Here is a 21,445-nt window from a genome sequence, read left to right on the forward strand (position 1 = left end):
GGGCGCGGGCCTCCGGCCGGGGATCCGGCCTCCGGCGACGTCGGCCAGGGTGATCTCCCCGAGCAGCCGCTCCTCGTGGTCGCGCAGCGCGCTCCACACCTCGGCCAGCGGCCCGGCCGCCCCCGGGTACTCCCCGGGCCCGCCGCCCTCGGGCGCCCCCTCGACGATCGTCACGACGTCGGCCAGGGTGATCTCCCCCGGCGGCCGGCTCAGCCAGTAGCCGCCGTCGGAGCCGCGCCGGCTGTGCAGCAGGCCGCCCCGGCGGAGCTGGAGCAGGATGTTGTCGAGGAACCGGCGCGGGATGCCCTGGGCCTCGGCGATCCTCTCGGCGGGCACGGGCCCCGGCGGCGCGGCGGCCAGCTCCACCGCCGCGCGCAGGGCGTACCGGGTCCGGGCGGAGGTCCGCATGGCGTTTTCAGTCGGCGGCCTGGTGCAGGCCCCAGCGGCGGCGCAGCGCGGTGTCCGCCGCGCCGAACAGCATGTCCACCACGACGCCGACCACCAGGATCACGATCATCGTGGCGAGCAGGCCGGCGGAGTCGGCCAGCTCCCGGGCGAAGTGCAGCTGCTCGCCGAGGGACGGCTGGTTGGCGATGATGACGAGCAGTTCGCCCGCCATCAGGGAGCGCCAGGCGAACGCCCACCCCTGTTTGAGCCCGGCCAGGAACGACGGCAGGGAGGCGGGCAGGATCACGTGCCGGTAGAGGCGCAGCCGCCGCAGGCCGAGCATGTGCCCGGCGCGCAGCAGGATCGGCGGGGTGTAGTCGACGCCGGCGATGAGCCCGTTGGCGATGGACGGCGCCGCGCCGAGCACGACGACGAACATGATGGCGCTCTCGGTCAGCCCGAACAGCAGGATCGCCAGCGGGAACCAGGCGATCGACGGCATGGTCTGCAGACCCGTGATCAGCGCGCCGACGGCCCGGCGGAGGGGGCGGATCCGCGAGACCAGCGCGCCGGCGACGAGACCGGCCGCGATGGCCAGCGCGAAGCCGGCGACCGCGCGGCGCATGGTGACGGCCACGGCCGTGTAGAACTCCCCGTCACCGAGGCGCTCCCCGAGCACGGCGAAGGTCTCGGCGGGGCCGGCGAAGACGTACTCGGGCCACCAGCCGGCCAGCACCACCAGCTGCCAGACGACCAGGACGAGGGCGACGGCGGAGGCGATCGGCCAGGTCCCGGACCAGAGCCGGGAGGCGGGGCCGCGCCGCCGCCGGACGGTCAGCTCCAGTGCGTCGAGCCCGGCGAGCTGCCGGGCGTGGGCGTCGCCCTGGCGGGCGCGGGCGTCAACGGCCATGGCGCATGACCTCCTGGCGGAGCCGGTCGGTGATCTCGGCCGCCTGCCGGGCCACCTCGGCGGAGTCGGTACGGCGGGGCCTGGGCAGGACGACCGGGAAATCCTCCACGACCCGGCCGGGGCGGCTGCTCAGCAGCACGACCCGGTCGCCGAGCCGTACGGCCTCGCGGACGTTGTGCGTGACGAACAGGACGGACAGGTTCCGCTCGCGCCAGATGCGCTCCAGCTCGTCGTGGAGGAGGTCGCGGGTCATCGCGTCGAGCGCGCCGAACGGCTCGTCCATGAGCAGCACGTCGGCGTCCTGGGCGAGCGCGCGGGCCAGCGCGACCCGCTGCCGCATGCCGCCGGAGAGCTCGTGCGGGCGCTTGGCGCCGAACCCGCCCAGGTGCACGGTCTCCAGGAACTCCGCGGCGCGCTCGCGGCGCTCCTTGCGGGACACGCCCTTGGCCCGCAGCGCCATCTCGACGTTGGCCGAGACGGTCAGCCACGGGAACAGCGCGGGCTCCTGGAACATCATCGCCACCCGGCCGCCGTCGGCCTCGATCCGCCCGGCCGTGGGCCGGTCCAGCCCCGCCACGAGGGAGAGCAGGGTGCTCTTGCCGCACCCGGAGGCGCCCAGCAGGCAGACGAACTCGCCGGTCCCGACCGTCAGGGAGACCTCGTCCAGGGCGAGCAGGCCGGTCCTGCCCTGGCCGTACATCTTGGAGACGGCCTCCAGCCGGACGGCGGGCTCCGGGCCCTCCGTCCGGCCTCCGGCCTGCTCCGTCGTCGGAGCGGTCACGTGCTCTCCTTCCGCCTTCGCCGGCTCACTTGTCGGAGATCGGGGACTCGCCCTTGGCGGCGAGGACCTCGTTGAGGATCTTCAGGTCGTAGATGCCGGTGAGGTCCACCGGCTCGAGCAGCCCGATCTTGACGGCGTGGTCGGCGCTGCCGACCAGGGACGAGGCGATCGGGTCGTTGGTGAAGGTGATGTTCTTGAACGCGCTGTCGAGGACCTCCTGCTTGAGCGGCTTGCCGGTCAGCTTCTCCAGCGCGGCGTTGGTGGTCTTCGCGGCCTCGGCCGGGTCGGCGGCGATGAGCGCGTTGGCCTCGACGTGGGCCTCGATGAGCTTCTTGACCGTCTCCGGGTGCTTCTCGGCGAACTCCTGGCGGACGATCAGGTGGGTGATCACGAACTCCCTGCCCGGCCACAGGTCGCGCTCGTCGACCAGGACCTCGCCGCCGCTCTCGGTGATGAGGCGGCTGGCGAACGGCTCGGGCACCCAGGCGCCGTCGATGTCGCCGGTGGCGAAGGTCTGGACGGTCTGGGAGTTCTCCTGCGGCACGATCGAGACCTCGCCGCCGCCCTTGGTGTCGGTCTTGACGCCCTTGGAGTCGAGCCAGTAGCGCAGTGCCACGTCCTGGGTGTTGCCGAGCTGCGGCGTGGCGATCTTCTTGCCCTTGAGGTCCTCGACGTCGTTGATCCCGGGCTTGACGACGAGGAAGACGCCGCCCGAGGCCGCACCCGCGACGATCTTGATGGCCCGGCCCTTGGACTTGGCCCAGGCGTTGATGGCCGGGTTGGGGCCGATGTAGGTGGCGTCGACAGCACCGGAGAAGATCGCCTCGATCGCGGAGGGACCGGCGTTGAAGGTGCTGGTCTTCAGGGCGGTGCCGGAGCCGAGGTGCTCGGCGTACAGCCCCTTCTCCACGCCGACCAGGGCGGTGGCGTGCGTGATGTTCGGGAAGAAGCCGAGCCGGACCTCCGACGGCGCCTCCGCCCCGCCCCCGGCCGCGGCGGTCGTGGCGGGCTCGGAGCTCCCGCAGGCCGCGGCCGTGGTGGTGAGCGCCAGGGCGGCCAGCGCGGCCAGCGCTCCGCGGACCCTGCGAGCGTTCATGAGTTCTCTCCATTTCCCACTTATTTAGTAGACTTAGTGTGTTTATAGGGCCGGAACGGATTCCCGTCAAGCCCGTAGGGGAATTCGCCGCCCGGTGGGCACCTGCGGCCGCCCCGGACCCGGCGGACCCGCCGGCGCCCGGACACGGCGAAGGGGCGCCCCGGGGACCCGGGGCCCCGGGACGCCCCCTCGCGCACCCGCCTACGGGGCGGAGCGGAGCGCCTCCGGCACCGCGGCCAGCGGCCGCCGCGTGTAGGGGTGCCGCGGCAGGAGGAAGACGTCGTCCACGTCCCCCTCCTCCACGACGCGCCCGTCCCTCATGACCAGCACCCGGTCGCTGACGTGGTGGACCACCGGCAGGTCGTGCGAGACGAAGACCACGCAGGTGCCGTCCTGCGCCTGGATGTCGGCCAGCAGGTCCAGCACCTGCGCCTGGACCGAGACGTCCAGGGCGGCGACGGGCTCGTCGCAGACGAGGACGTCCGGCCGGGGGCCGAGGGCCCGGGCGAGGCGACCCGCTGGCGCTGGCCGCCGGAGAGCTCGTGCGGGCGCCTGCCCGCCAGCGCCGGGGAGAGCCCCACCCGGTCGAGCAGCCCGGCCACGCGCTCCTCGCGCAGCGCGCGGGGCAGGCCGAGCATCGGCTCGGCGACCAGGCGGCCCACCGTGTGGCGGGGGTCGAACGACTCCAGGGGGTTCTGCGAGATCAGCTGCACCATCGGCCGCCAGGGGCGGCGCAGGCGCTCGGGCAGCCCGCTCCAGCTCCGCCCGTGCAGCCGCACCCCGCCCTCCAGCGGGTCGAGCAGGCCGAGGAGGATGCGGGACAGCGTGGTCTTGCCCGACCCCGACTCGCCCACGACGCCGAGCGTCTCGCCGCGGTGCAGGGTGAAGGAGACGCCGTCCGCCACCCGGCGGGCGCCGTACGCCGCGGCCAGGCCGCGCGCCTCCAGCACCGGCGTGGAGCGGTCCACCGTCCGGGGCGGCAGCGGGACGCGCCCGGAGGCGGACGGGAAGACGGACGGGGAGGCGGACGGCGGCGCGGGCAGGGGCACGGACAGGGGCACGGACAGGGGCACGGACAGGCGTGTCCCCCGTGACGCCGCGGAGGGCACGGCGGCCAGCAGGGAGCGGGCCGTCACCCTCTTGCCGGAGCCGGACTCCCCGACGAGGGCCACGCACTCGCCGGGCGCGATCGACAGGGAGACTCCGCGTACGGCCTCCACCCCCGCGGAGGGGAAGCGGACCCGCAGGTCCTCGACCTCCACGAGGGGTGCGGGGCCGGCGGCTGGGGCCCCATCCCCACGAAGCCGAGCCCGGAGGCGGCGATGACGGCCTGGCCGAGCCCGATGGCGGCCAGAACGGGGACCGGGCCGAGCACGTTGGGCAGCACGTGCCGGGCGACGATCCGGGCGCGGGAGTGCCCGAAGGTCACCGCCTGCTCGACGTACCCGGCCCGCCGGACCACGAAGGTCTGGACGCGTACCACCCGGGCGTAGGTGGGGATCTGCGCGACACCGATGGCCAGGATCACGTTCCCTGTCCCCGGGCCGATGACGGCGATGACCAGGAGCGCGAGCACCAGCTCGGGGAAGGTGGCCGGCACGTCGAAGGAGCGGGCCAGCGCCTCGTCCGCCCACCGGGGCGCCAGCCCGGCGGCCAGGCCCAGGAGCAGGCCGGCGCCTGCGGCGAGCGCGGTCGCCAGGACGCCGATGCTGAGCGAGTGCCGCGTGCCGTGCACGACGCGGGACAGCACGTCACGCCCGAGGTGGTCGGTGCCGAACCAGTGCTCCGCGCCCGGCGGCTCCAGCGCGCGCACCGGATCGGCCGCCAGCGGGTCCGTGCCGGTGAGCAGGCCGGGCGCGGCGACCGCCACGGCCAGCAGGACGAGCAGGACGGCCGGCGCGGTGACGGCCGGGCCGTGCCGCAGGGGGCGCCCCGCGGGCGCCGGGAGCGCGGTTCCGGCCATCAGGTGCTCCTCAGCCGGGGGTCGACGACGCGGTAGGCGAGGTCCGCGGCGGTGTTCACGCACACGTAGACGGCCGCCGACAGCAGCACCACGGCCATGACCACCGGCATGTCCCTGCCCGTGACGGCCTCCAGCGCGACCTGCCCGAGGCTCGGGCGGCCGAAGACCGCCTCGGTGATGACGGTCCCACCGAGCAGGCCGCCGACGAGCCAGCCGGCCAGTGTGACGGCGGGCAGCAGCGCGTGCCGGAGGGCGTGCCTGGCGACCACCGCCCGTTCGGTCAGCCCGCGCGAGCGGGCGGTGGTCGCGAACGGCTGCTCCAGCGCCCGCTCCAGCCCTTCGCGGAGCACCTGGCCGAGGGTCCCGGCGATCGGCAGTCCCAGGGCCAGTGCCGGGAGCACCAGCGCCGAGGCGTCCCGGTCGCCGGAGACCGGGAACCAGCCGAGCGTGAAGGAGAACAGCGACAGCAGCAGGAGCCCGATCACGAACGGGGGCACCGAGACCGCCACCAGCTCGGCGGCGGAGGCCGTACGGCGCGGCCACCGCGACCGGCCCGCGGTCGCGAGCGCGACGGCCAGTGCGAGCAGACGGTGTCGCCGGGTGCGGCCAGCAGGGCGGCGTAGGCCGCGGTGGCCGCGGCCCAGAGCACGGCCAGCCCGGAGGCCGACCGCCGCAGCAGCGCCCGCGCGTGGCGGAGGTACGGCATGCCCGTGCGCTCGCGGCTCATGTGCCCAGCGAGACGTCGTAGGCACTGCCCGGGGTGCCGGTGACGGGCGCGGACCCGAGCCCCTTCACCTCCGCGCCGGCGGCGATCTGGTCGGCGGGCACGTAGAGCGGCAGGACGATGGCGTGCTCGGCCGCGACCGCCCGCTGCACCTCGGCGTACAGCTCCCTGCGCTCGGCCGGGTCGGAGCTCGCCGCGGCCTCGGCCAGCCACCGGTCGACCTTCTCGTCGGCGAAGCGGGTGCGGTTGATCGCGGCGCCCTCCGGCAGGATCAGGTTGAGCGCGGCGCCGGCGTCGGCGTCGCCCCGGGAGTTCTCGAAGATCTCGTACCGGTCCTCGGCGAAGGCCCTCTCCGCCGCGCCCTGCTCCACGGTCTGCAACCGGAGGCCGATCCCGGCACGCTGCTTGACCTGGGCCTGGACGGCCTGGGCGAGGACGTCGCGCCGGTCCCGGACGAACGGCGCCGACGACACCAGGCGCACGGTCAGCCGCTTGCCGTCCTTGACCCGGAAGCCCTCGGCGTCCCGCTCCGACCAGCCCGCCGCGTCGAGCAGCGCGCCGGCCTCGGCCTCGTCGCCGCCGTAGGTCCTCTCCAGGGTGGCGTCGTAGAACGGGCTGCAGGAGGCGACGATGCTCCACGCCCGGGTCGCCGTGCCCTGGTAGACCGGCTTCAGCACCGCGTCCACGTCCACGGCGTGCCGGAACGCCTCACGGACCCGCCGGTCGTCGAACGGGGGGTGGGAGAGGCTGAAGTAGTAGGAGAAGGCGGTCCCGGAGTTGAGGGCGGTCCGCAGCCGGAGCGCGGGATCGCCCTTGATCAGGGCGGCCTCGGTGGCGGGCACGCCCTCGATGACGTGGACCTGGCCGGAGGTGAGCGCGCCGACCCGGACGGCGGCCTCGGGCAGGAACCGGTAGGTCACCTCGGCCAGGTGCGCGGGCCCGGAGTGGGCGGCGTTCGGCGGCGCCCAGCGGTAGGCCGGGTTGCGCCGGTAGCGCACTTCCTGCCCCTGGACGTACCGGTCGAGGATGAACGGCCCGGTGCCGACCGCGCCGGGGCCGCCCGCCTTGAGGTCCTGGGCGGTCCTCAGCGACTTCGGGGAGACCTGTCCGGCGTACGGCGAGGACAGGAAGTCCAGGAAGAGCCCGTCGGGCTCCTTCAGCACGAGCTTGACGGTGTGCGGCGCGACCACCTCGGCCCGGTCGAAGGAGCGCAGCTGGACCGCGACCGCCGAGGGGTTGTAGCCGGGGGCGAGCAGCTGGTCGAAGTTGGCCTTCACCGCCGCCGCGTCGAACTTCTCCCCGTCGTGGAAGGTGACGTCCTCGCGGAGCTCCAGGGTGTAGGCCAGCCCGTCGCCGGAGACCTCCCACGAGGTGGCGAGCCAGGGCAGGAACCCGCCTTCCGCGTCCCGCGCGAGCAGCGCGTCGAACTGGTTGAACACCAGCAGCCGGGCCTTGTTCCGGGCCCACAGGTGGGGGTTGAAGGTGACGGGCTCCGTCTCCACGGCCCACACCAGCGAGCCGCCGTCCGCCGCCTGCCCGTCCGGGGCCCCGCCTGCCCGTCCCCGCCGCACCCGGCGAGCGCCAGCACGGCGGCGAGCGCGAGGGGGAGCACGCCTCTGCCGAATGTCATCCTCTGTCTCCTCCGTCCCGGGCCACGAGGTCTCACGCCACGACGCGCAGGCGCGTGCCGGCCGCGGTCCGCTCCGCCGCCGGCGCGCCGGCGCGCCGCGGCAGCGGGGCGGCGGTCCGGTCCGGTTCCGGCGCGGGCGTCCGCGCCTCGATCAGGGTCGGGGCGTGGACGGCGCCGGGAACGGTGGGACCGGTCGCCCGCCAGCCCCCGGCGCACTCGTCCGGCACGACCCGGACGCCGGCGCCGAGGAAGGCGACCACCCCGGCCCGGGCCAGCGCGCGCAGTTCCTCCAGGCGCGGCGCGGGCGGCCCCTCCGCCAGGAAGGCGGCGAACCCGCAGAACCACGGGTCCGGGGCGAGCCGGTCGGCGGGCAGTCCCGCCAGCACGGCCCGCACGGCGCGCAGTCCGTGGATCAGGGCCAGGTCCGCGCTGTGGGCCGGGTCGGCGCGGCGGTCGAGGACGGCCGCCAGGTAGCCGTCCATCCAGCGCCGCAGCCCGGCCGGGCCGCCGAACCTGATGCCGTGGAGCGGGCGGTCGATCCGGCCGAGGTCGAGGCGGTCGGCGACCGCGGGCACCGACTTCCTGACCAGTGCGCGTACGCTCCTGCCGCCCCACTCCTCGGCGGCGAGGGCGGCCTCGAACTCCGCCCAGTCCCCCCTGACCCGCCTCGGGTGGGCGGTGAACAGCTCGTGGTAGTAGGCGAACGCCAACTCCTTGGCCGCGAGCGGCCACACGTCGTGCCGGAAGCTCAGCGGACCGTCCGGCAGGGCGGAGGGCGTCAGGAAGCGCGGCAGGGGCGGTGGCGCGCCGCGCAGGGCGTAGCCGGGCCTCGCGTGGTGCGGCACTCCCCTGTCGGACCCCACGTGCAGCAGCGGCTCCCGGCCGCCGGGCAGGTAGAGCAGGCCCCTGTCGTGGTCCCGCACGAACCTCCCGCCGCGTCCGAGGGTGAGCGGTTCCAGCAGGCCGGTGAGGGCGGGGCCCATGCCGTACACGATCACCGGCTCTCCGGCGGACACCCGGTCGGGCTCCACGGCGGGGCCGGGGACGGACGGGACGGTGGTCGGGTCGGAGGGATCGGATGAACGGCGCACTGCGTCCTCATCTCCTCGGTCGTGGTCCGCGCTTGCGGCACGCCGACCGTGCCGCCAGGTCCTCCCCGGAGGCACCCCGCCGGGCCGGAGGGTTGCCGTTCGGCCAGCCGGGGCTTGGCGCCGAATCTCTTAACCTATTAAAAGGGTAGGGAATACATGGATATGCGTCAAGCGTCCCGGGAGGCCGGAACCGGGCGGCCCTCCGGGCCGTCGGCGGCGACGGAGCCCCACCCGCGCCGGAACTCCGGAGCGGCACCCGAAGTATCCCTAATTTCCTACTGGTTATATTGACAATAGGCGGGCGCCCTGCCTACGGTGCGACCGTGACGACCACGGTTCTGCTGACCATCCGGGGCCACGTGGACTTCTGCCGCGTGGCCAGCGCGCTCTGTCGGTCCTTCCGTTCCCGCGTCCCCCTGCGAACGGAAGGAAGCAACCCATGTCATCCCTCACCATCACCCCGATCGCCGGCCGCATCGGCGCGGTGGTCTCCGGCGTGCGGCTCGGCGGCGACCTGCCCGCCGACGTCGTGGCCGGGATCCGCCTGGCCCTGCTCACCCACAAGGCGATCTTCTTCCGCGGCCAGGACCACCTCGACGAGGAGCAGCAGGTCGCCTTCGCCGGCCTGCTCGGCGAGCTGACCACCGCGCACCCGACCGTGCCCGCGCTCGGCGGCAGCGCGCACATCCTCGACCTGGACTACAGCGGCGGGCAGAAGGTCGACCGCTGGCACACCGACGTCACCTTCGTCGACCGGCCCCCGCTGGCCTCGGTGCTGCGGGCCGTGCAGGTGCCGGAGGCGGGCGGCGACACGCTCTGGGCCAACACGGTCGCGGCCTACGAGCACCTCCCGGTCGAGCTGCGCGAGCTGCTCGACCGGCTGCGCGCCGTGCACACCAACCGGTTCGACTACGCGAAGGTGGCCTTCTCCGACGACCCGGAGCGGGCCCGCGCCTACGCCGAGGTGTTCTCCTCCACCGTCTTCGAGACCGAGCACCCGGTGGTCCGCGTGCACCCCGAGACCGGGGAACGCGCGATCCTGCTGGGCGACTTCGCCCGGCGCCTGGTGGGCCTGCCGTCCGAGGCCTCGGCCTCGCTCATCCGGCTCGTCCAGGAGCAGGTGACGCAGGTCGAGAACACCGTCCGGTGGAAGTGGGCGCCGGGCGACGTCGCGGTGTGGGACAACCGCGCCACCCAGCACCGGGTCGTGCACGACTTCGGCGACCGCCCCCGCCGCCTGCACCGGGTCACCGTCGCCGGGGACGTCCCGGTGGGCGTGGACGGCCGGCCGAGCACCGTGCTCGCCGGTGACGCCACCGCCTACTCCCCCGTCGCGGCCTGACCCGCACGACCGGTCTCGGCCACCGGGGCGGCCGGGACCGGTCGTGCGGCGCCGCGGGCTCCCCGGCGCGAGGCCCCGCCCCCGGCGCCCCGCCCTCCGCACCCCCGGCGACCGCGCCGGGGGTCACGCCGTGAGCGTGCGGCGCAGCCGCCAGGCGCCCAGCGCGAGCAGCGCGGCGAGGAAGACGAACATCAGCAGCATCGCGGGCGCCGAGGCGGAGAACGCGCCCGACCCCTCGGGGAAGAGCGCGTCGCCGGCGGTGGCGACCCGCACCCGCAGGCCCGGCACGGACGCGCTCCCCGTCGCGGCGAGGCCCTCGTCGAACGTGCCCGCTCCCTCGGCCGCGCCGAACCACGCGGCCCGCACGAGAACCGCCTCCCGTGCCGCGACCGAGCGCGTCCACAGCGCGACGTCGTGGGAGCCGAGGTCGCCGGGGCGGGTGAGGTAGCGCCGCGTGACCTGGCGCCCGGCCCGGATCCCGGCGTCGTAGTCCGGGGGGATCACCAGCCCCGCGTCCAGGCGTGCCCGCTCGACCGCGTCGCGCAGCCCGGCCTCGCCGTCCACGTGCTCCACCGTGACGCGCGGCCCCGCCCCGCGGACGGCGCCTCGGACCCCGGGCGCGGAGCCGGGCGGGGATCCCGGCCCGGAAGGGCGGACGGGAGCCTCAGCCGCGGCCCTCGGAGCGGCGCAGCGCGGCGGCCGGCAGCGGGATCGCCGGGAACGGGTTGTCGGGCAGCAGGACGACCCGGCGGGGGTTCTTCGCCAGCCCGGCGGCGTCCAGGTGGAGCAGCGCGGCGCCGATGCCCGCGGCCCCGGCCATGTAGCCGGTGTCCGCCGTGACCTCCTCCGGCCGGAGCCTCCGGTAGGCCTGGTACCAGCGGTAGCCCCGGTCGTCGTGGCCGGTGGCGCGGCCGATCAGGTCCTCGGCGAGCGTCCGGGCGAACTCCAGGTGCGCCTCGTCCCCGGTGGCGGCCCACAACCCGGTGAACAGCTCGACCAGCCCGGCGGTGCCGCAGCACTGGCAGGCCGTGTTCCAGCACCCGGCCGTGCGGCGGCGCGGGACGCCGCTGCGCACGACGCCGTGCGCGAGCCGCCCGGCCCACTCCAGGTCGCCGCGGTCGCCGGTCACCCGGTACAGCTCGTAGAACATCCTCGCCACACCCGCCGAGCCCGAGCAGAAGCCCAGGTAGTGCAGGTCCCGTCCCTGCGGCACGTGGTGCGGGACCAGGGCGCACCGCTCGCCGACCGCGCTGACCTCGCGGACGAAGCCGGCGCCCCGGCGCGCGGCCTCCAGGAAGCGCTCGTCGCGGGTCACGCCGTACAGGCGGGCGAGCAGGAAGGCGGTGCCCGCGGTCCCGGAGAGGAAGCCGGGGGTGACGGCGTCGGCGGGCAGGCCGGGGCAGTCGCCGAAGAGGTGGCCCGGCACCGCCAGGCGGGCGATGCGCCGGCCCGCCTCCACCGCCGCCTCCCCGTAGGCGGGGACGCCGAGCATCCCGGAGACGTGCAGCAGGCCCAGCACGATCCCGCCGTCGCCCCGCTGCGCCGGGTCCCTGGACCAGCCGACGCCGTCGTCCAGCGGGCGCGCCGCGCGCACGATCCGGTCGGCGGCCGCGCGCGCCTCGGCGGCGAACCCCTCCTCCCCGGTCGCCCAGGCCACCTCGGCCAGGGCGAAGACCACGCCGGTCAGGCCGTGATAGAGGGACAGATCCGTCTGGTCGCGCCAGGTGGCGGCGAGGTAGCGGGCCCCGGCTCGCGCGTCCTCGAGATATGCCTCGTGGCCGGTCGCGGCGGCCAGGTCCAGGAAGAACAGCACGACGCCCGCGGCCCCGGCGTAGAGGGAGGCCGGCTCCGCGGCCAGGGCCGACCGGCCCCGGGGGTCCGGGTTGGCCCTCCAGTGGCGGCCCCGCCCGTCGTCGACGGCGGCCGACCGTATCCACCGCCCGGCCATGATCGCGGCGGTCAGGGGGGTCTCGGCGCGCGCGCTCGACGAGCGGGTCTGATCCAGGCTCATGACCAGATTATCCCACACATTTGGTAGGAAAATAAGGTAAATGGGGAGAGGGGGACGCGCATGCCCATGCCCGACTTCCTGGTCATCGGCGCCCCAAGGCCGGGACCGCGGCGCCGCACGCCGCGCTCCGGCGCCGGCCGACCGGGGGACGCGAGACCCGGCCGGCCGACGCACCGCCCAGCGGACGGCGAACCGGCCGAACCGGTCCGGACACCGCCCCTGGTCGCCCTCTCGACGCTACGTTCCGACGGACAGTAAGTCAACATTCCCTACTGGATTTACATGAAAATAGACCGGAGGCCGGATTCGGTCACCACCTTGAATACCTATTGACCGTGTAGGTAATGTTGGGATTATGGGGGCATGGCACTCTGGACACCTGATCCCACGTTCTACCCGTCCCCGAGGGACGCCGCCGCCGCGCCCGCCGAGCGGCTGGCCTACGTCGCCGCCTTCGACCGCGGCGCGGAGCGGCCCGACGCGATAGCCGTCCTCGACACCGACCCCTCCTCCCCCTCCTACGGCCGCGTGGTCGGCTGGACCGACCTGCCCTACACCGGGGACGAGCTCCACCACTTCGGCTGGAACGCCTGCAGCAGCGCGCTCTGCCCCTACGCCCCGCACCCCCACGTCGAGCGCCGCTACCTCGTCGTGCCCGGCCTGCGCTCCTCGCGCATCTACATCCTGGACACCGCCGGCCGGGTCAGCCCCGAGATCGTCAAGGTGATCGAGCCGGAGGAGCTGGCCTCGCGGGCCGGCTACTCCCGCCCGCACACCGTGCACTGCGGGCCCGAGGGCATCTACGTCTCGGCGCTCGGCGGGGCCGACGGCCGGGACGGCCCCGGGGGCATCGCGATCCTCGACCACACCTCGTTCGAGGTGCTCGGCCGCTGGGAGGTGGACCGGGGCCCGCAGTACCTCGCCTACGACTTCTGGTGGCACATCAACCACGACGTGCTCGTCAGCTCGGAGTGGGGCACCCCGTCCATGGTCGAGGACGGGGTGGTGGGCGAGCTGCTGCTCGGCCGCAAGTACGGGCACAAACTGCACTTCTGGGACCTGCGCAAGCGCCGCCACCTGCAGGAGGTCGACCTCGGCGACCAGTACCAGATGCCGCTGGAGCTGCGCCCCGCGCACGACCCCACCAGGACGTACGGCTTCGTCGGCGTCGTCACCAGCGTCGAGGACCTGTCGGCCTCGGTGTGGACCTGGTTCCACGAGGACGGCCGCTGGCAGGCACGCAAGGTCATCGACATCCCCGCCGAGCCCGCCGACCCCGCGCTCCTGCCCGACGTGCTCAAGCCGTTCGGCGCGGTGCCGCCGCTGGTCACCGACATCGACCTGTCCGTGGACGACCAGCGCCTGTACGTCTCCTGCTGGGGCACGGGCGAGATCAAGCAGTACGACGTCGGCGACCCGTTCAAGCCGGTCGAGCTCGGCTCGCTGCGGATCGGCGGGATCGTCCGCAACGCGTCCCACCCGGGCGCGGACGGCCCCCTGCGCGGCGGCCCCCAGATGGTCGAGGTGAGCAGGGACGGCAAGCGGGTCTACGTCAGCAACTCCCTCTACGGCTCGTGGGACGACCAGTTCTACCCCCAGGGCGTCGGCGCCTGGCTGGCCAGGATCGACGCCGAGTCGTTCACCTTCGACGAGCGCTTCTTCCCTCACGGCGACGACTTCCGCGGCCTCCGCCCCCACCAGGTGCGGCTGCAGGGCGGCGACGCCTCCTCCGACTCCTACTGCTACCCGTGACGGTCGCGGCGGTGCTCCTGCTGGGCGCCTTCCACGGCCTGAACCCGGCCATGGGCTGGCTCTTCGCGGTGGCCCGGGGCCTGCAGGAGCGCAGCAGGGACATGCTGCTCGCCTCGCTGCCGGCGATCGCGGCCGGGCACCTGGCCTCGGTGGCGCTGGTCGCGCTGGTGGTCGGCGCCACCGGGTCCCTGGTGACGGGCGCGGCGCTCTCGGTCACCGGGGGCGTGCTGGTGGTCGGATTCGGCCTGTGGCGGCTGCTGTCGGACCGGCACTTCCGCTGGGTCGGCATGCGGCTGTCCCTGCTCCAGCTTGCGGCCTGGTCGTTCCTGATGTCCTCGGCGCACGGCGCGGGGCTGATGCTGGTCCCGGTCTTCACCGGACTGCACACCGCCCACGCCGGGCACACCGCCCACGCCGGGCACGCGCTCACCGGCGGGCTGGGCGTCGCGGCGCTGCACACGCTGGCGATGTTCACGGTCGCGGGCGTGGTCGCGGTGGCCGTCTACGAGGTGGCCGGGCCGGCCGTGCTCCGCCGGGTCTGGTTCAACCTGGACCGGATGTGGGCGGCCGCCCTGGTGGGGGCGGGCGTGCTCACGCTGCTGAACGCCTGAGGCACGGGCTGGCTCGCCTTCCGCGTCGAGCGGCGCCCCGTGGGGGTGTTCGCCGCCGCCACCGTCGTCAACGTCGTGGTCGCCCTGGGCCTGGCCGCCCGGCTGTTCAGCGGCTTCACCGTCGCCGATCGATCCCGGCCCGTGCGGGAGCCGCCGTGCAGCTCCAGCCTGCGTCGCAGGCCCGCCCGGACTCTCGCGTGCCAGGCGATCTGGCCCAGGCAGCTCCGCGTCGGCGGGCGGCCCCCTCCGGCCGTCCGGCCGCCCCCGCGGTCGTCACCTCCCGTGCCATGCCCGGGCCAGCAGCTCGTAGGAGCGCACCCGGTCGGCGTGCGCGTGCGTGATGCTCGTGACCAGCAGCTCGTCGGCCCCCGTGACCCGCCGGAGCACGTCCAGCCCGTCGGCCACCGCCTCCGGCGAGCCGACGAACCGCGTGTCGAGGCGGTCGGCGACCAGCGCCCGGTCCTCCTCGCTCCAGACGTGGGCGTCGGCCTGCTCCGGGGTGGGGTACGGGATGGCGCCCTGGCCGCTGCGGATGCTGCGCACCCACAGCCCGTACGGCTTGGCCAGCTCCCGCGCGGTGGCGTCGTCCTCGGCCACGACCGCGTCCGCGGAGACGATCACGTACGGCTCCGCCAGGGCCTGTGAGGGCTTGAACGCCGCCCGGTAGGCATCCACGGCCTCCAGCACGCCGGACGGGCTGACGTGGTAGTTCGCGGCGAACGGCAGGCCCCGCTCCCCCGCGACCTGCGCGCTCCGGCCGCCGCTGCTGCCCAGGATCCACAGCTCGACGCCGGCGCCCTCCCCCGGCTGCTGCAGCAGCGAGGTCTGGAAGGCCAGCCGGGGGGAGGTGACGAGCACGGAGTGGTCGAACGGGGGCGGGATGAGCAGGCCGTCGACGACCCGGCCCTTCTTCCCCTGTCCGGCCGTGGGCCCGGTGCCAGACGTACTGAGGCCCGCCTTCCGCCCGGCCGCGGGTCCGGCACCGCCCGGGCGGGGGTCCGCCGGGCCGCTCCCCGCCGGGCCACCGGGCCCGCGCCGCTCCGGCACGGCCTTCCCGGCCTTCTCCGCCTCCTCGGCCCTGCGCTGGCCGGAGCGGCCCAGGCCCAGGTCGATCCGGCCGGGGTGCAGCGCGTCGATGAGGCCGAACTGCCCCACCACGTCCAGCGGCGTCCGGTGGCCGAGCTGCACGGCTCCGGAGCCGACCCGGATCCGGCTGGTCACGGCGGCCACCAGGGCGATCCGCAGCAGCTCGTAGCCCTCCCGGTTGCGCTCCCACTGGTCCTCGGGGGTGACGTGGAACAACCGCGCCTGCGCGGTCCCGTTGCCCTTGCCGATGATCAGCTCCAGGCGCCCGCGGGACAGGTGGTCGAGGGTCGCGTAGTCCTCGAAGGCCCGCACCGGGCCCAGCAGGCTCAGCGTGGCGACGGCGGTGAACAGCCGGATCGCGGAGGTGCGGGCGGCGATGTGGCTGAGCACCACCGGCGGGGCGGAGGACAGGAACGGCCGCTCGTGCCGCTCGCCGACGCCGAAGCCGTCGAAGCCGAGTTCCTCGGCGAGGACGGCGTCCGCGACGACCTCGCGGAAGCGCTCGGTGGTGGACTTCGTCCTCCCGGTGACCGGGTCCGGTCCGTGCGCGATGAGGGTGACGAGCAGGAACTTCACGCCGTCACCGCCCCGGCGTACCGGTTGGCGGGCCGCGGCAGGCCGAGCAGCCCGCGCAGGGTGGGCGCCTCGTAGTCGGCGCGGAAGGCGCCGCGCCTGCGCAGCGCCCCGGTCAGGCCGCGGGTGACGGCCTTCAGGTCGTACGGCAGGTTGCCGGGCCGCAGCCGGTAGCCGTCGATCCCGGCCTCGCGCCAGTCCAGCAGCAGGTCGGCCAGCTCCTCCGGGGCGCCGGTGAACACCTCGGCGTCGGAGGTGAACTCGGCCCCGTCCAGCTCGTCGAGGCGGGCCTTGCGGGCCGCCGCTCCGCTTCCCAGGAAGACGACGAGGTCGGCGAAGACCTTCAGTGGCTCCCCCTCGCGGGGGACGGCCCGTACCTGCCCGACGATGGACTCGGCGTGGCCGCGGTCGTGCGGAGTGACGTAGACCACGTCGGCCGAGCGGGCGGGCAGCTCGTAGGGCACGCGGGAGGACCCGTGGTCGAGCACGGTGACGACCGGCTGACCCTGCGGCGGCCGGGGGGTGATCGACGGCCCCTTGACCGAGAACCCGCGGCCGGCGAAGTCGACGTGGTGCAGCTTGTCCCGGTCGATGAAGCGGCCGGTGGCCACGTCGCGGATCTCGGCGTCGTCCTCCCAGCTGTCCCAGAGGCGGCGGGCCACCTCCACCGCGTCGGACGCCTCCTCGAACAGGTCGGCGAGGAGCTCCGCGGACGAGCCCGGCCCAGTAGCGGGCGCTGAACAGCCTCTCCGGCCGGGCCGTCACCTGCCGCCAGGCCGCCGGGTGCCAGCCCGCCCCGTCGAGGGCGACGGCCAGGTGGAGGGGTCGGGCCATGATGCTTCTCCCAGTGGCGCCAGGGCGGCCGGGGCGCCCGGGGCGCCCGGGGTGACGGTGCGCGGCTCGGCGGGGCCGAGGTGGTCGCGGAGGGTCCTGCCGGTGTACTCGGTGCGGAAGACGCCGCGCTCCTGCAGGAGCGGGACCACCCGGTCCACGAACTCGTCCAGGCCACCCGGGGTCAGGTGCGGCACGAGGATGAAGCCGTCGGCGGCGTCCGCCTGCACGAACTCGTCGATCTGCCGGGCGACCGCGGCGGGGGTGCCGACGAACGACTGGCGGCCGGTCATCTCGATGACGAGTTCGCGGATGGTCAGGTTCTTCTCCTGGGCCACAGCCCGCCACCTGGCGGCGACCGCGGCGCGGTCGGCGGGCCGTACCCGGCCCTCGGTCACGTCCTTGCCGGGATCGGGGTCGACGTCGGGCAGCGACCCCTCCGGGTCGTAGGCGGACAGGTCCCGGCCCCAGATCTGCTCCAGGAGGGCGATGGCGGTCTGCGGGCCGACCTGGAGGCGGCGGATCTCGGCGGCGTTCTCGGCCGCCTCGGCGTCGGTGTCGCCGAGCGCGAACGTCGCCGCAGGCATGATCTTCAGGTCGCGGGGCTCGCGGCCGTACCGCGCCAGGCGCCGTTTGACGTCGGCGTAGAAGGCCCGGCCGTCCTCCAGGGTGCCGTGGCGGCTGAAGACGACGTCGGCGGTGGCGGCGGCGAACTCGCGCCCCTCGTCGGAGTCCCCCGCCTGGATGACCACCGGGTGTCCCTGCGGGGAGCGCGGCAGGGTGAAGTGCCCGTCGACGGTGAAGTGGCGGCCGGAGTGTCGCACGGTCCCGATCGCGCCCTGCCGGACGAAGACGCCCCTGTTCCGGTCGGCGACGACCGCGTCGGGCCGCCAGGAGTCCCACAGGGCGCGGGCGACCGCGACGGACTCCGCGGCCCGCGTGTAGCGGTCGGCGCGGTCGAGGAAACCGCCGCGCCGGAAGTTCTCGCCGGTGAAGGCGTCGGAGGTGGTGACCACGTTCCACGCGGCCCGTCCCTCGCTGAGGTGGTCGAGGGTCGCCAGGCGCCTGGCCAGCTCGTAGGGCTCGTTGAAGGTGGCGTTGACGGTGGCGGCCAGCCCCAGCCGCTCGGTGACGGCGGCCAGTGCCGACAGCACGGTCAGCGACTCGGGGCGGCCGACGACGTCGAGGTCGTGGATGCGTCCCTTGTGCTCGCGGAGCCTCAGCCCCTCGGCGTCGGTGTCCGGGCAGGGGATCGCGGGAGACGGGTGCGGCCCCGAACGGGGCCGCCCCATTTATCTACACTTGCGGTAGGCAAATGGGGTTTTAATGTCAACGGGCGCCCGCGCCGGCACGGCGGACCGCCGCCGCCCGGCTCGGGCGCCGGACGCCCCCGGCCCCTCCCCGGCCGTGCGGGCGGCGGAGCACCACCGGTCCGGCCCGGCCGTGCGGGCGGCCGGGGCGTTCCTCAGTCCCCGGTGACCCCGGCCACGCACAGGGCGAAGTCGCCCGGCGGGTCGGTCCACCAGCGCTCCAGGGCGAAGCCCGACCGCGCCAGCTCGGCGCGCACGCCCTCCGGGCGGAACTTGGCGGAGATCTCGGTGCGGATCTCCTCCCCCGGAGCGAAGGCCAGCTCCAGGTCCAGCTCGGGGATGCTCACCCGCTGCCCGTCCACCGGGCGCAGGCGCATCTCCATCCACTCGGCCCCGGCGTCCCAGACGGCGACGTGCTCGAACGCCTCCGGCACGAAGTCGGCGCCCAGCTCGCGGTTGATCACGCGCAGCACGTTCCGGTTGAACTCGGCGGTGACGCCGCGCGCGTCGTCGTAGGCCGCCACCAGCCGTTCCGGATCCTTGACCAGGTCGAACCCGAGCAGCAACCGGTCGCCCGGTTCGAGGACCGAGCGCAGCCCCCCGTAGAACGACCGGCGCCCGCCCGGGGTCAGGTTGCCGGCGGTCGAGCCGAGGAAGGCGACCAGCCGCCTGCCCCCGCCGGGCAGCGCGTCCAGGTGCCGCTCGAAGTCGGCCACCAGCGCCCGCACCGCCAGACCCGGGTACTCCGCGCCGATCCGCCGGGCGGCGGCCACGAGGAAGTCGCCGCTGACGTCGACCGGCACGTACCGCCGGAGCGTGCCGGCCGCCCGCAGCGCGTCGAGCAGCAGCCGGGTCTTCTCCCCCGAGCCCGCGCCCAGCTCGATGAGGGTCTCGGCGCCGGTCACCGCGGCGACCTCGCCCGCCCGCTCGCACAGGATGGCCTTCTCGGCCCGCGTGAGGTAGTACTCCTCCAGCCGGGTGATCTCCTCGAACAGCTCGCTCCCCCGCTCGTCGTAGAACCATTTCGGCGGCAGGCTCCGCGGCGGCGCCGCCAGCCCGTCGTAGACGTCCCGGCGCAGGGACTTGACCAGGTCGTCCGGGGTCAGGTGGTGCTCGACAACGGGTCGGTGCATGCGACCTCCTCGATGGGACGGATGACGGCCCCGTGCGCGTCCGCGGTGACGAGGGAGCCGTCGGGGACCTGCCGCCAGCGGGCGTCGCCGTCGAAGGGCTCGGAGGCGGTCACCACGGCCTCGCCGGTGCGCAGCACGTACAGGCTGTCGCCGCAGGCGGTGGCGGCCAGCCGCAGGCCGTCGGTGGCCAGCAGGTTGTAGCGGCCGGGAGCCAGGGCCGAGGCCCGCGCGGCGACGTGCGCGAGCGCGCCGGCCAGCGGCCGCCCCCGCCGCCAGAGCCGTACGGCCATGCCGAACAGCAGCGCGGAGTCGACCGGGGCGCGGGCGTCGGGGACGGCGGGCTCGGCCTCGCGGCGCAGGTCCTCCTCCACCCCGGCGAAGCCCTCGATCCTGCCGTTGTGGCTGAACAGCCAGCCGTCGCAGGTGAACGGCTGGGCGCAGGACTCGTCGACGGGGAAGCCCGGGGTGGCGCTGCGCACCGCCGCCAGCACGCAGGCCGCCGAGACCACCTGGGCGACCTCGGCGAAGGAGGCGTCGGCCCACATGGGCGTCGCCCGACGGTAGCGGACCGGGCGGGCGCGCCCGGGGTGGTACCAGCCCACCCCGTACCCGTCGGCGTTGACGAGGCCGTGCTTCTGGCGGCGGGGGGCGTAGGACTGGACCAGCAGCGACTGCGCGGGCGCGTGCAGCAGGTCGTGCAGCGTGGTCGGCGCCCCGAGGTAGGCGAGGTGGCGGCACACTAGGCGGCGTCCCGGGCGCAGCGGAACCCGGCGAAGATCTGCCGCCGGACGGGGAAGTCCCAGTTGCGGAACGTCGCCCGCGCCACCGACGGGTGGGTCGCCCAGGAGCCGCCGCGCAGGACCTTGTATCCGCCGCCGAAGAACACCTCGGAGTACTCGGCGTAGGGGAAGGCCCGGAAGCCGGGGTAGCCGGTGAAGTCGGTGGCGGTCCACTCCCACACGTCGCCCACCAGCTGCCGGCAGCCGTACGGCGAGGCGCCCGCGGGGAACGCGCCGGCCGGGGCGGGGCGGAGCCTGCGCTGGCCGAGGTTGGCGTGCTCGGGTCCGGGCTCGGCGTCCCCCCAGGGGAAGCGGAGGGACCTGCCGGTGACCGGGTCGTGCCGGGCCGCCTTCTCCCACTCGGCCTCGGTCGGCAGCCTCTTGCCGGCCCAGCGGGCGTAGGCGTCCGCCTCGTACCAGCACACGTGCTGCACCGGCTCGTCCATCGGGAGCGGCTCGGTCCGGCCGAACCGGCGCCGTGTCCACCGCCCGTCCTCCCGCCTCCAGAACGCCGGGGCGCGTTTGCCCGAGCGTTCGCGCCACAACCGGCCGGCGGGCGTCCACCAGCGGGGCCGGTCGTACCCGCCGTCCTCCATGAACTCCAGGTAGGCGCGGTTGGTGACCGGGCAGGCGTCGATCCAGTAGGCGGGCAGGTGCACGGTGTGGGCGGGGCGCTCGTTGTCGTAGGACCAGGGGTCGGCCGGGCGGGGGGCGCCGTCCGCGCCCCCGCCCGTGCCGGCGTCCGCGGCGCCGCCCGTTCCGCGGGCTCCGCCCGTGCTCCCGGTGGTCCCCGCGCGGGCGCCCCCGTCGGTGCCCCCGTCGGTGCCCATGATGAACGGGCCCTCCGGGACGAGGACCTCGGCCGGGCCGGGCGCGGCCAGCAGGCCGGGCGCCTCCGCCTCCCCCGCGGGGTCGGCGAGCACCGCCTCGCCCCTGCGGAGCTGGTGGGTGGCGAGCATCGTCTCGTCGTGCTGGTGCTCGTGCTGGATGACCATGCCGTAGACGTAGCCGCCGGCGAGCAGCGGCCGGTCGGGGGTGAACCGGACCCGCTCCAGGGAGTCCAGCACGCGCGAGCGCACCTGCGCGAGGTAGCCGCGCGCCTCCTCCGGCGGGAGCAGCGGCAGCGCGACCCGCTCCGCGCGGGGGTGCTCGAACGCGTCGTAGAGCCGGTCGATCTCCGGCCGGAGCGGGGCGTCGCCGGCGGCCAGCCGCACCAGCCACTGCTCCTCGTAGTTGCCGACGTGCGCCAGGTCCCACACCAGCGGGGACATCAGCGGCGAGTGCTGGGCCGTCAGGTCGGCGGCGCCGAGCACCTCGACGGTCAGACCGAGGCTGCGCCGCCGTACGACCTCCAGCCCGGCGGCGACGCGCTCCTTGATCGTTTCCTCACCTGTCATCTCAACCTCTCAGCGTGGAGGCCCCCGCCTCCGGGCGT

21 protein-coding genes and 1 riboswitch are annotated in these 21,445 nt (G+C 75.1%); of the genes, 3 read left to right on the forward strand and 18 right to left on the reverse strand.

Features of this window, described 5'->3' with window-relative positions; genetic code table 11:
- The 10 genes from ABD823_RS28365 to ABD823_RS28410 all read right to left on the reverse strand — a co-directional run.
- Positions 1-408: RrF2 family transcriptional regulator (locus tag ABD823_RS28365; RefSeq protein WP_344864890.1), on the reverse strand; the 408-nt coding region annotated here is incomplete at its 3' end.
- A 7-nt stretch (positions 409-415) separates the two neighbouring features.
- Positions 416-1,297 (reverse strand): ABC transporter permease, encoded by an 882-nt coding sequence (locus ABD823_RS28370; RefSeq protein WP_344864892.1) that lies wholly within the window; start codon positions 1,295-1,297, stop codon positions 416-418.
- Positions 1,287-2,078: an ABC transporter ATP-binding protein gene (locus ABD823_RS28375; protein ID WP_425566673.1), complete on the reverse strand. Its 792-nt coding sequence runs from the start codon at positions 2,076-2,078 to the stop codon at positions 1,287-1,289. The genes ABD823_RS28370 and ABD823_RS28375 overlap by 11 nt, the downstream gene beginning before the upstream one ends.
- 25 nt (positions 2,079-2,103) lie before the next feature.
- Positions 2,104-3,174 (reverse strand): ABC transporter substrate-binding protein, encoded by a 1,071-nt coding sequence (locus tag ABD823_RS28380; RefSeq protein ID WP_344864894.1) that lies wholly within the window; start codon positions 3,172-3,174, stop codon positions 2,104-2,106.
- Between the two features lie 317 nt (positions 3,175-3,491).
- Positions 3,492-4,394 (reverse strand): ATP-binding cassette domain-containing protein, encoded by a 903-nt coding sequence (locus ABD823_RS28385; RefSeq protein ID WP_344864896.1) that lies wholly within the window; start codon positions 4,392-4,394, stop codon positions 3,492-3,494.
- Entirely contained in the window at positions 4,307-5,137 is an 831-nt protein-coding gene (locus tag ABD823_RS28390) for an ABC transporter permease (protein WP_344864898.1), read from the reverse strand. The genes ABD823_RS28385 and ABD823_RS28390 overlap by 88 nt, the downstream gene beginning before the upstream one ends.
- Positions 5,137-5,724 (reverse strand): ABC transporter permease, encoded by a 588-nt coding sequence (locus tag ABD823_RS28395; RefSeq protein WP_344864953.1) that lies wholly within the window; start codon positions 5,722-5,724, stop codon positions 5,137-5,139. Before ABD823_RS28395 ends, ABD823_RS28390 begins: the two co-directional genes overlap by 1 nt.
- A complete protein-coding gene (locus ABD823_RS28400) occupies positions 5,619-5,864 on the reverse strand; it encodes a hypothetical protein (RefSeq protein WP_344864957.1) in 246 nt (81 codons plus the stop codon). Before ABD823_RS28400 ends, ABD823_RS28395 begins: the two co-directional genes overlap by 106 nt.
- Positions 5,861-7,363, reverse strand: a complete 1,503-nt coding sequence (locus ABD823_RS28405; protein WP_344864901.1) for an ABC transporter substrate-binding protein — start codon at positions 7,361-7,363, stop codon at positions 5,861-5,863. The genes ABD823_RS28400 and ABD823_RS28405 overlap by 4 nt, the downstream gene beginning before the upstream one ends.
- A 160-nt stretch (positions 7,364-7,523) precedes the next feature.
- On the reverse strand, positions 7,524-8,582 hold the full coding sequence (locus tag ABD823_RS28410; protein ID WP_344864902.1) for a hypothetical protein: 1,059 nt from the start codon (positions 8,580-8,582) through the stop codon (positions 7,524-7,526).
- 23 nt (positions 8,583-8,605) lie between these two features.
- Positions 8,606-8,717: riboswitch (SAM riboswitch) on the reverse strand.
- 304 nt (positions 8,718-9,021) lie between these two features.
- On the opposite strand from ABD823_RS28410, the gene ABD823_RS28415 reads away from it, so the two are divergent.
- Complete coding sequence (locus tag ABD823_RS28415) at positions 9,022-9,924, forward strand: TauD/TfdA dioxygenase family protein (RefSeq protein WP_344864904.1); 903 nt, start codon at positions 9,022-9,024, stop codon at positions 9,922-9,924.
- A gap of 123 nt (positions 9,925-10,047) precedes the next feature.
- On the opposite strand, the gene ABD823_RS28420 is transcribed toward ABD823_RS28415, so the two are convergent.
- Complete coding sequence (locus tag ABD823_RS28420; protein ID WP_344864906.1) at positions 10,048-10,488, reverse strand: hypothetical protein; 441 nt, start codon at positions 10,486-10,488, stop codon at positions 10,048-10,050.
- Between the two features lie 100 nt (positions 10,489-10,588).
- Complete coding sequence (locus tag ABD823_RS28425) at positions 10,589-11,935, reverse strand: lanthionine synthetase LanC family protein (protein ID WP_344864908.1); 1,347 nt, start codon at positions 11,933-11,935, stop codon at positions 10,589-10,591.
- A 363-nt stretch (positions 11,936-12,298) separates the two neighbouring features.
- Here ABD823_RS28425 and ABD823_RS28430 point away from each other — a divergent pair, with 363 nt between their 5' ends.
- Both ABD823_RS28430 and ABD823_RS28435 read left to right on the forward strand, forming a co-directional pair.
- On the forward strand, positions 12,299-13,687 hold the full coding sequence (locus ABD823_RS28430; RefSeq protein WP_344864910.1) for a selenium-binding protein SBP56-related protein: 1,389 nt from the start codon (positions 12,299-12,301) through the stop codon (positions 13,685-13,687).
- Positions 13,684-14,298: a hypothetical protein gene (locus tag ABD823_RS28435; protein ID WP_425566674.1), complete on the forward strand. Its 615-nt coding sequence runs from the start codon at positions 13,684-13,686 to the stop codon at positions 14,296-14,298. The genes ABD823_RS28430 and ABD823_RS28435 overlap by 4 nt, the downstream gene beginning before the upstream one ends.
- A 273-nt stretch (positions 14,299-14,571) precedes the next feature.
- On the opposite strand, the gene ABD823_RS28440 is transcribed toward ABD823_RS28435, so the two are convergent.
- The 6 genes from ABD823_RS28440 to egtB form a co-directional block, all read right to left on the reverse strand.
- Complete coding sequence (locus ABD823_RS28440; protein ID WP_344864912.1) at positions 14,572-15,960, reverse strand: LLM class flavin-dependent oxidoreductase; 1,389 nt, start codon at positions 15,958-15,960, stop codon at positions 14,572-14,574.
- Entirely contained in the window at positions 15,957-16,625 is a 669-nt protein-coding gene (locus ABD823_RS28445; protein WP_344864914.1) for an LLM class oxidoreductase, read from the reverse strand. The genes ABD823_RS28440 and ABD823_RS28445 overlap by 4 nt, the downstream gene beginning before the upstream one ends.
- 93 nt (positions 16,626-16,718) lie before the next feature.
- Positions 16,719-18,080 (reverse strand): NtaA/DmoA family FMN-dependent monooxygenase, encoded by a 1,362-nt coding sequence (locus ABD823_RS28450; RefSeq protein ID WP_344864916.1) that lies wholly within the window; start codon positions 18,078-18,080, stop codon positions 16,719-16,721.
- A 173-nt stretch (positions 18,081-18,253) separates the two neighbouring features.
- Complete coding sequence (gene egtD / locus ABD823_RS28455; RefSeq protein WP_344864918.1) at positions 18,254-19,231, reverse strand: L-histidine N(alpha)-methyltransferase; 978 nt, start codon at positions 19,229-19,231, stop codon at positions 18,254-18,256.
- A complete protein-coding gene (egtC, locus tag ABD823_RS28460; RefSeq protein WP_344864920.1) occupies positions 19,201-19,971 on the reverse strand; it encodes an ergothioneine biosynthesis protein EgtC in 771 nt (256 codons plus the stop codon). The genes egtD and egtC overlap by 31 nt, the downstream gene beginning before the upstream one ends.
- On the reverse strand, positions 19,971-21,407 hold the full coding sequence (egtB, locus tag ABD823_RS28465; RefSeq protein ID WP_344864922.1) for an ergothioneine biosynthesis protein EgtB: 1,437 nt from the start codon (positions 21,405-21,407) through the stop codon (positions 19,971-19,973). Before egtB ends, egtC begins: the two co-directional genes overlap by 1 nt.
- Between the last annotated feature and the right edge of the window lie 38 nt (positions 21,408-21,445).

Origin of the sequence: Planomonospora alba (assembly GCF_039534085.1) — a bacterium.
GTDB lineage: Bacteria > Actinomycetota > Actinomycetes > Streptosporangiales > Streptosporangiaceae > Planomonospora_B > Planomonospora_B alba.

What these genes read in the sequence shown, in the direction of transcription:
- ABD823_RS28400 (WP_344864957.1), bottom strand. Translation starts at nt 5,864, where the DNA reads ATGAGCCGCGAGCGCACGGGCATGCCGTACCTCCGCCACGCGCGGGCG.
- ABD823_RS28390 (WP_344864898.1), bottom strand. Translation starts at nt 5,137, where the DNA reads ATGGCCGGAACCGCGCTCCCGGCGCCCGCGGGGCGCCCCCTGCGGCAC.
- ABD823_RS28450 (WP_344864916.1), bottom strand. Translation starts at nt 18,080, where the DNA reads ATGGGGCGGCCCCGTTCGGGGCCGCACCCGTCTCCCGCGATCCCCTGC.
- ABD823_RS28380 (WP_344864894.1), bottom strand. Translation starts at nt 3,174, where the DNA reads ATGAACGCTCGCAGGGTCCGCGGAGCGCTGGCCGCGCTGGCCGCCCTG.
- egtD (WP_344864918.1), bottom strand. Translation starts at nt 19,231, where the DNA reads ATGCACCGACCCGTTGTCGAGCACCACCTGACCCCGGACGACCTGGTC.
- ABD823_RS28425 (WP_344864908.1), bottom strand. Translation starts at nt 11,935, where the DNA reads ATGAGCCTGGATCAGACCCGCTCGTCGAGCGCGCGCGCCGAGACCCCC.
- ABD823_RS28370 (WP_344864892.1), bottom strand. Translation starts at nt 1,297, where the DNA reads ATGGCCGTTGACGCCCGCGCCCGCCAGGGCGACGCCCACGCCCGGCAG.
- ABD823_RS28415 (WP_344864904.1), top strand. Translation starts at nt 9,022, where the DNA reads ATGTCATCCCTCACCATCACCCCGATCGCCGGCCGCATCGGCGCGGTG.
- ABD823_RS28430 (WP_344864910.1), top strand. Translation starts at nt 12,299, where the DNA reads ATGGCACTCTGGACACCTGATCCCACGTTCTACCCGTCCCCGAGGGAC.
- egtB (WP_344864922.1), bottom strand. Translation starts at nt 21,407, where the DNA reads ATGACAGGTGAGGAAACGATCAAGGAGCGCGTCGCCGCCGGGCTGGAG.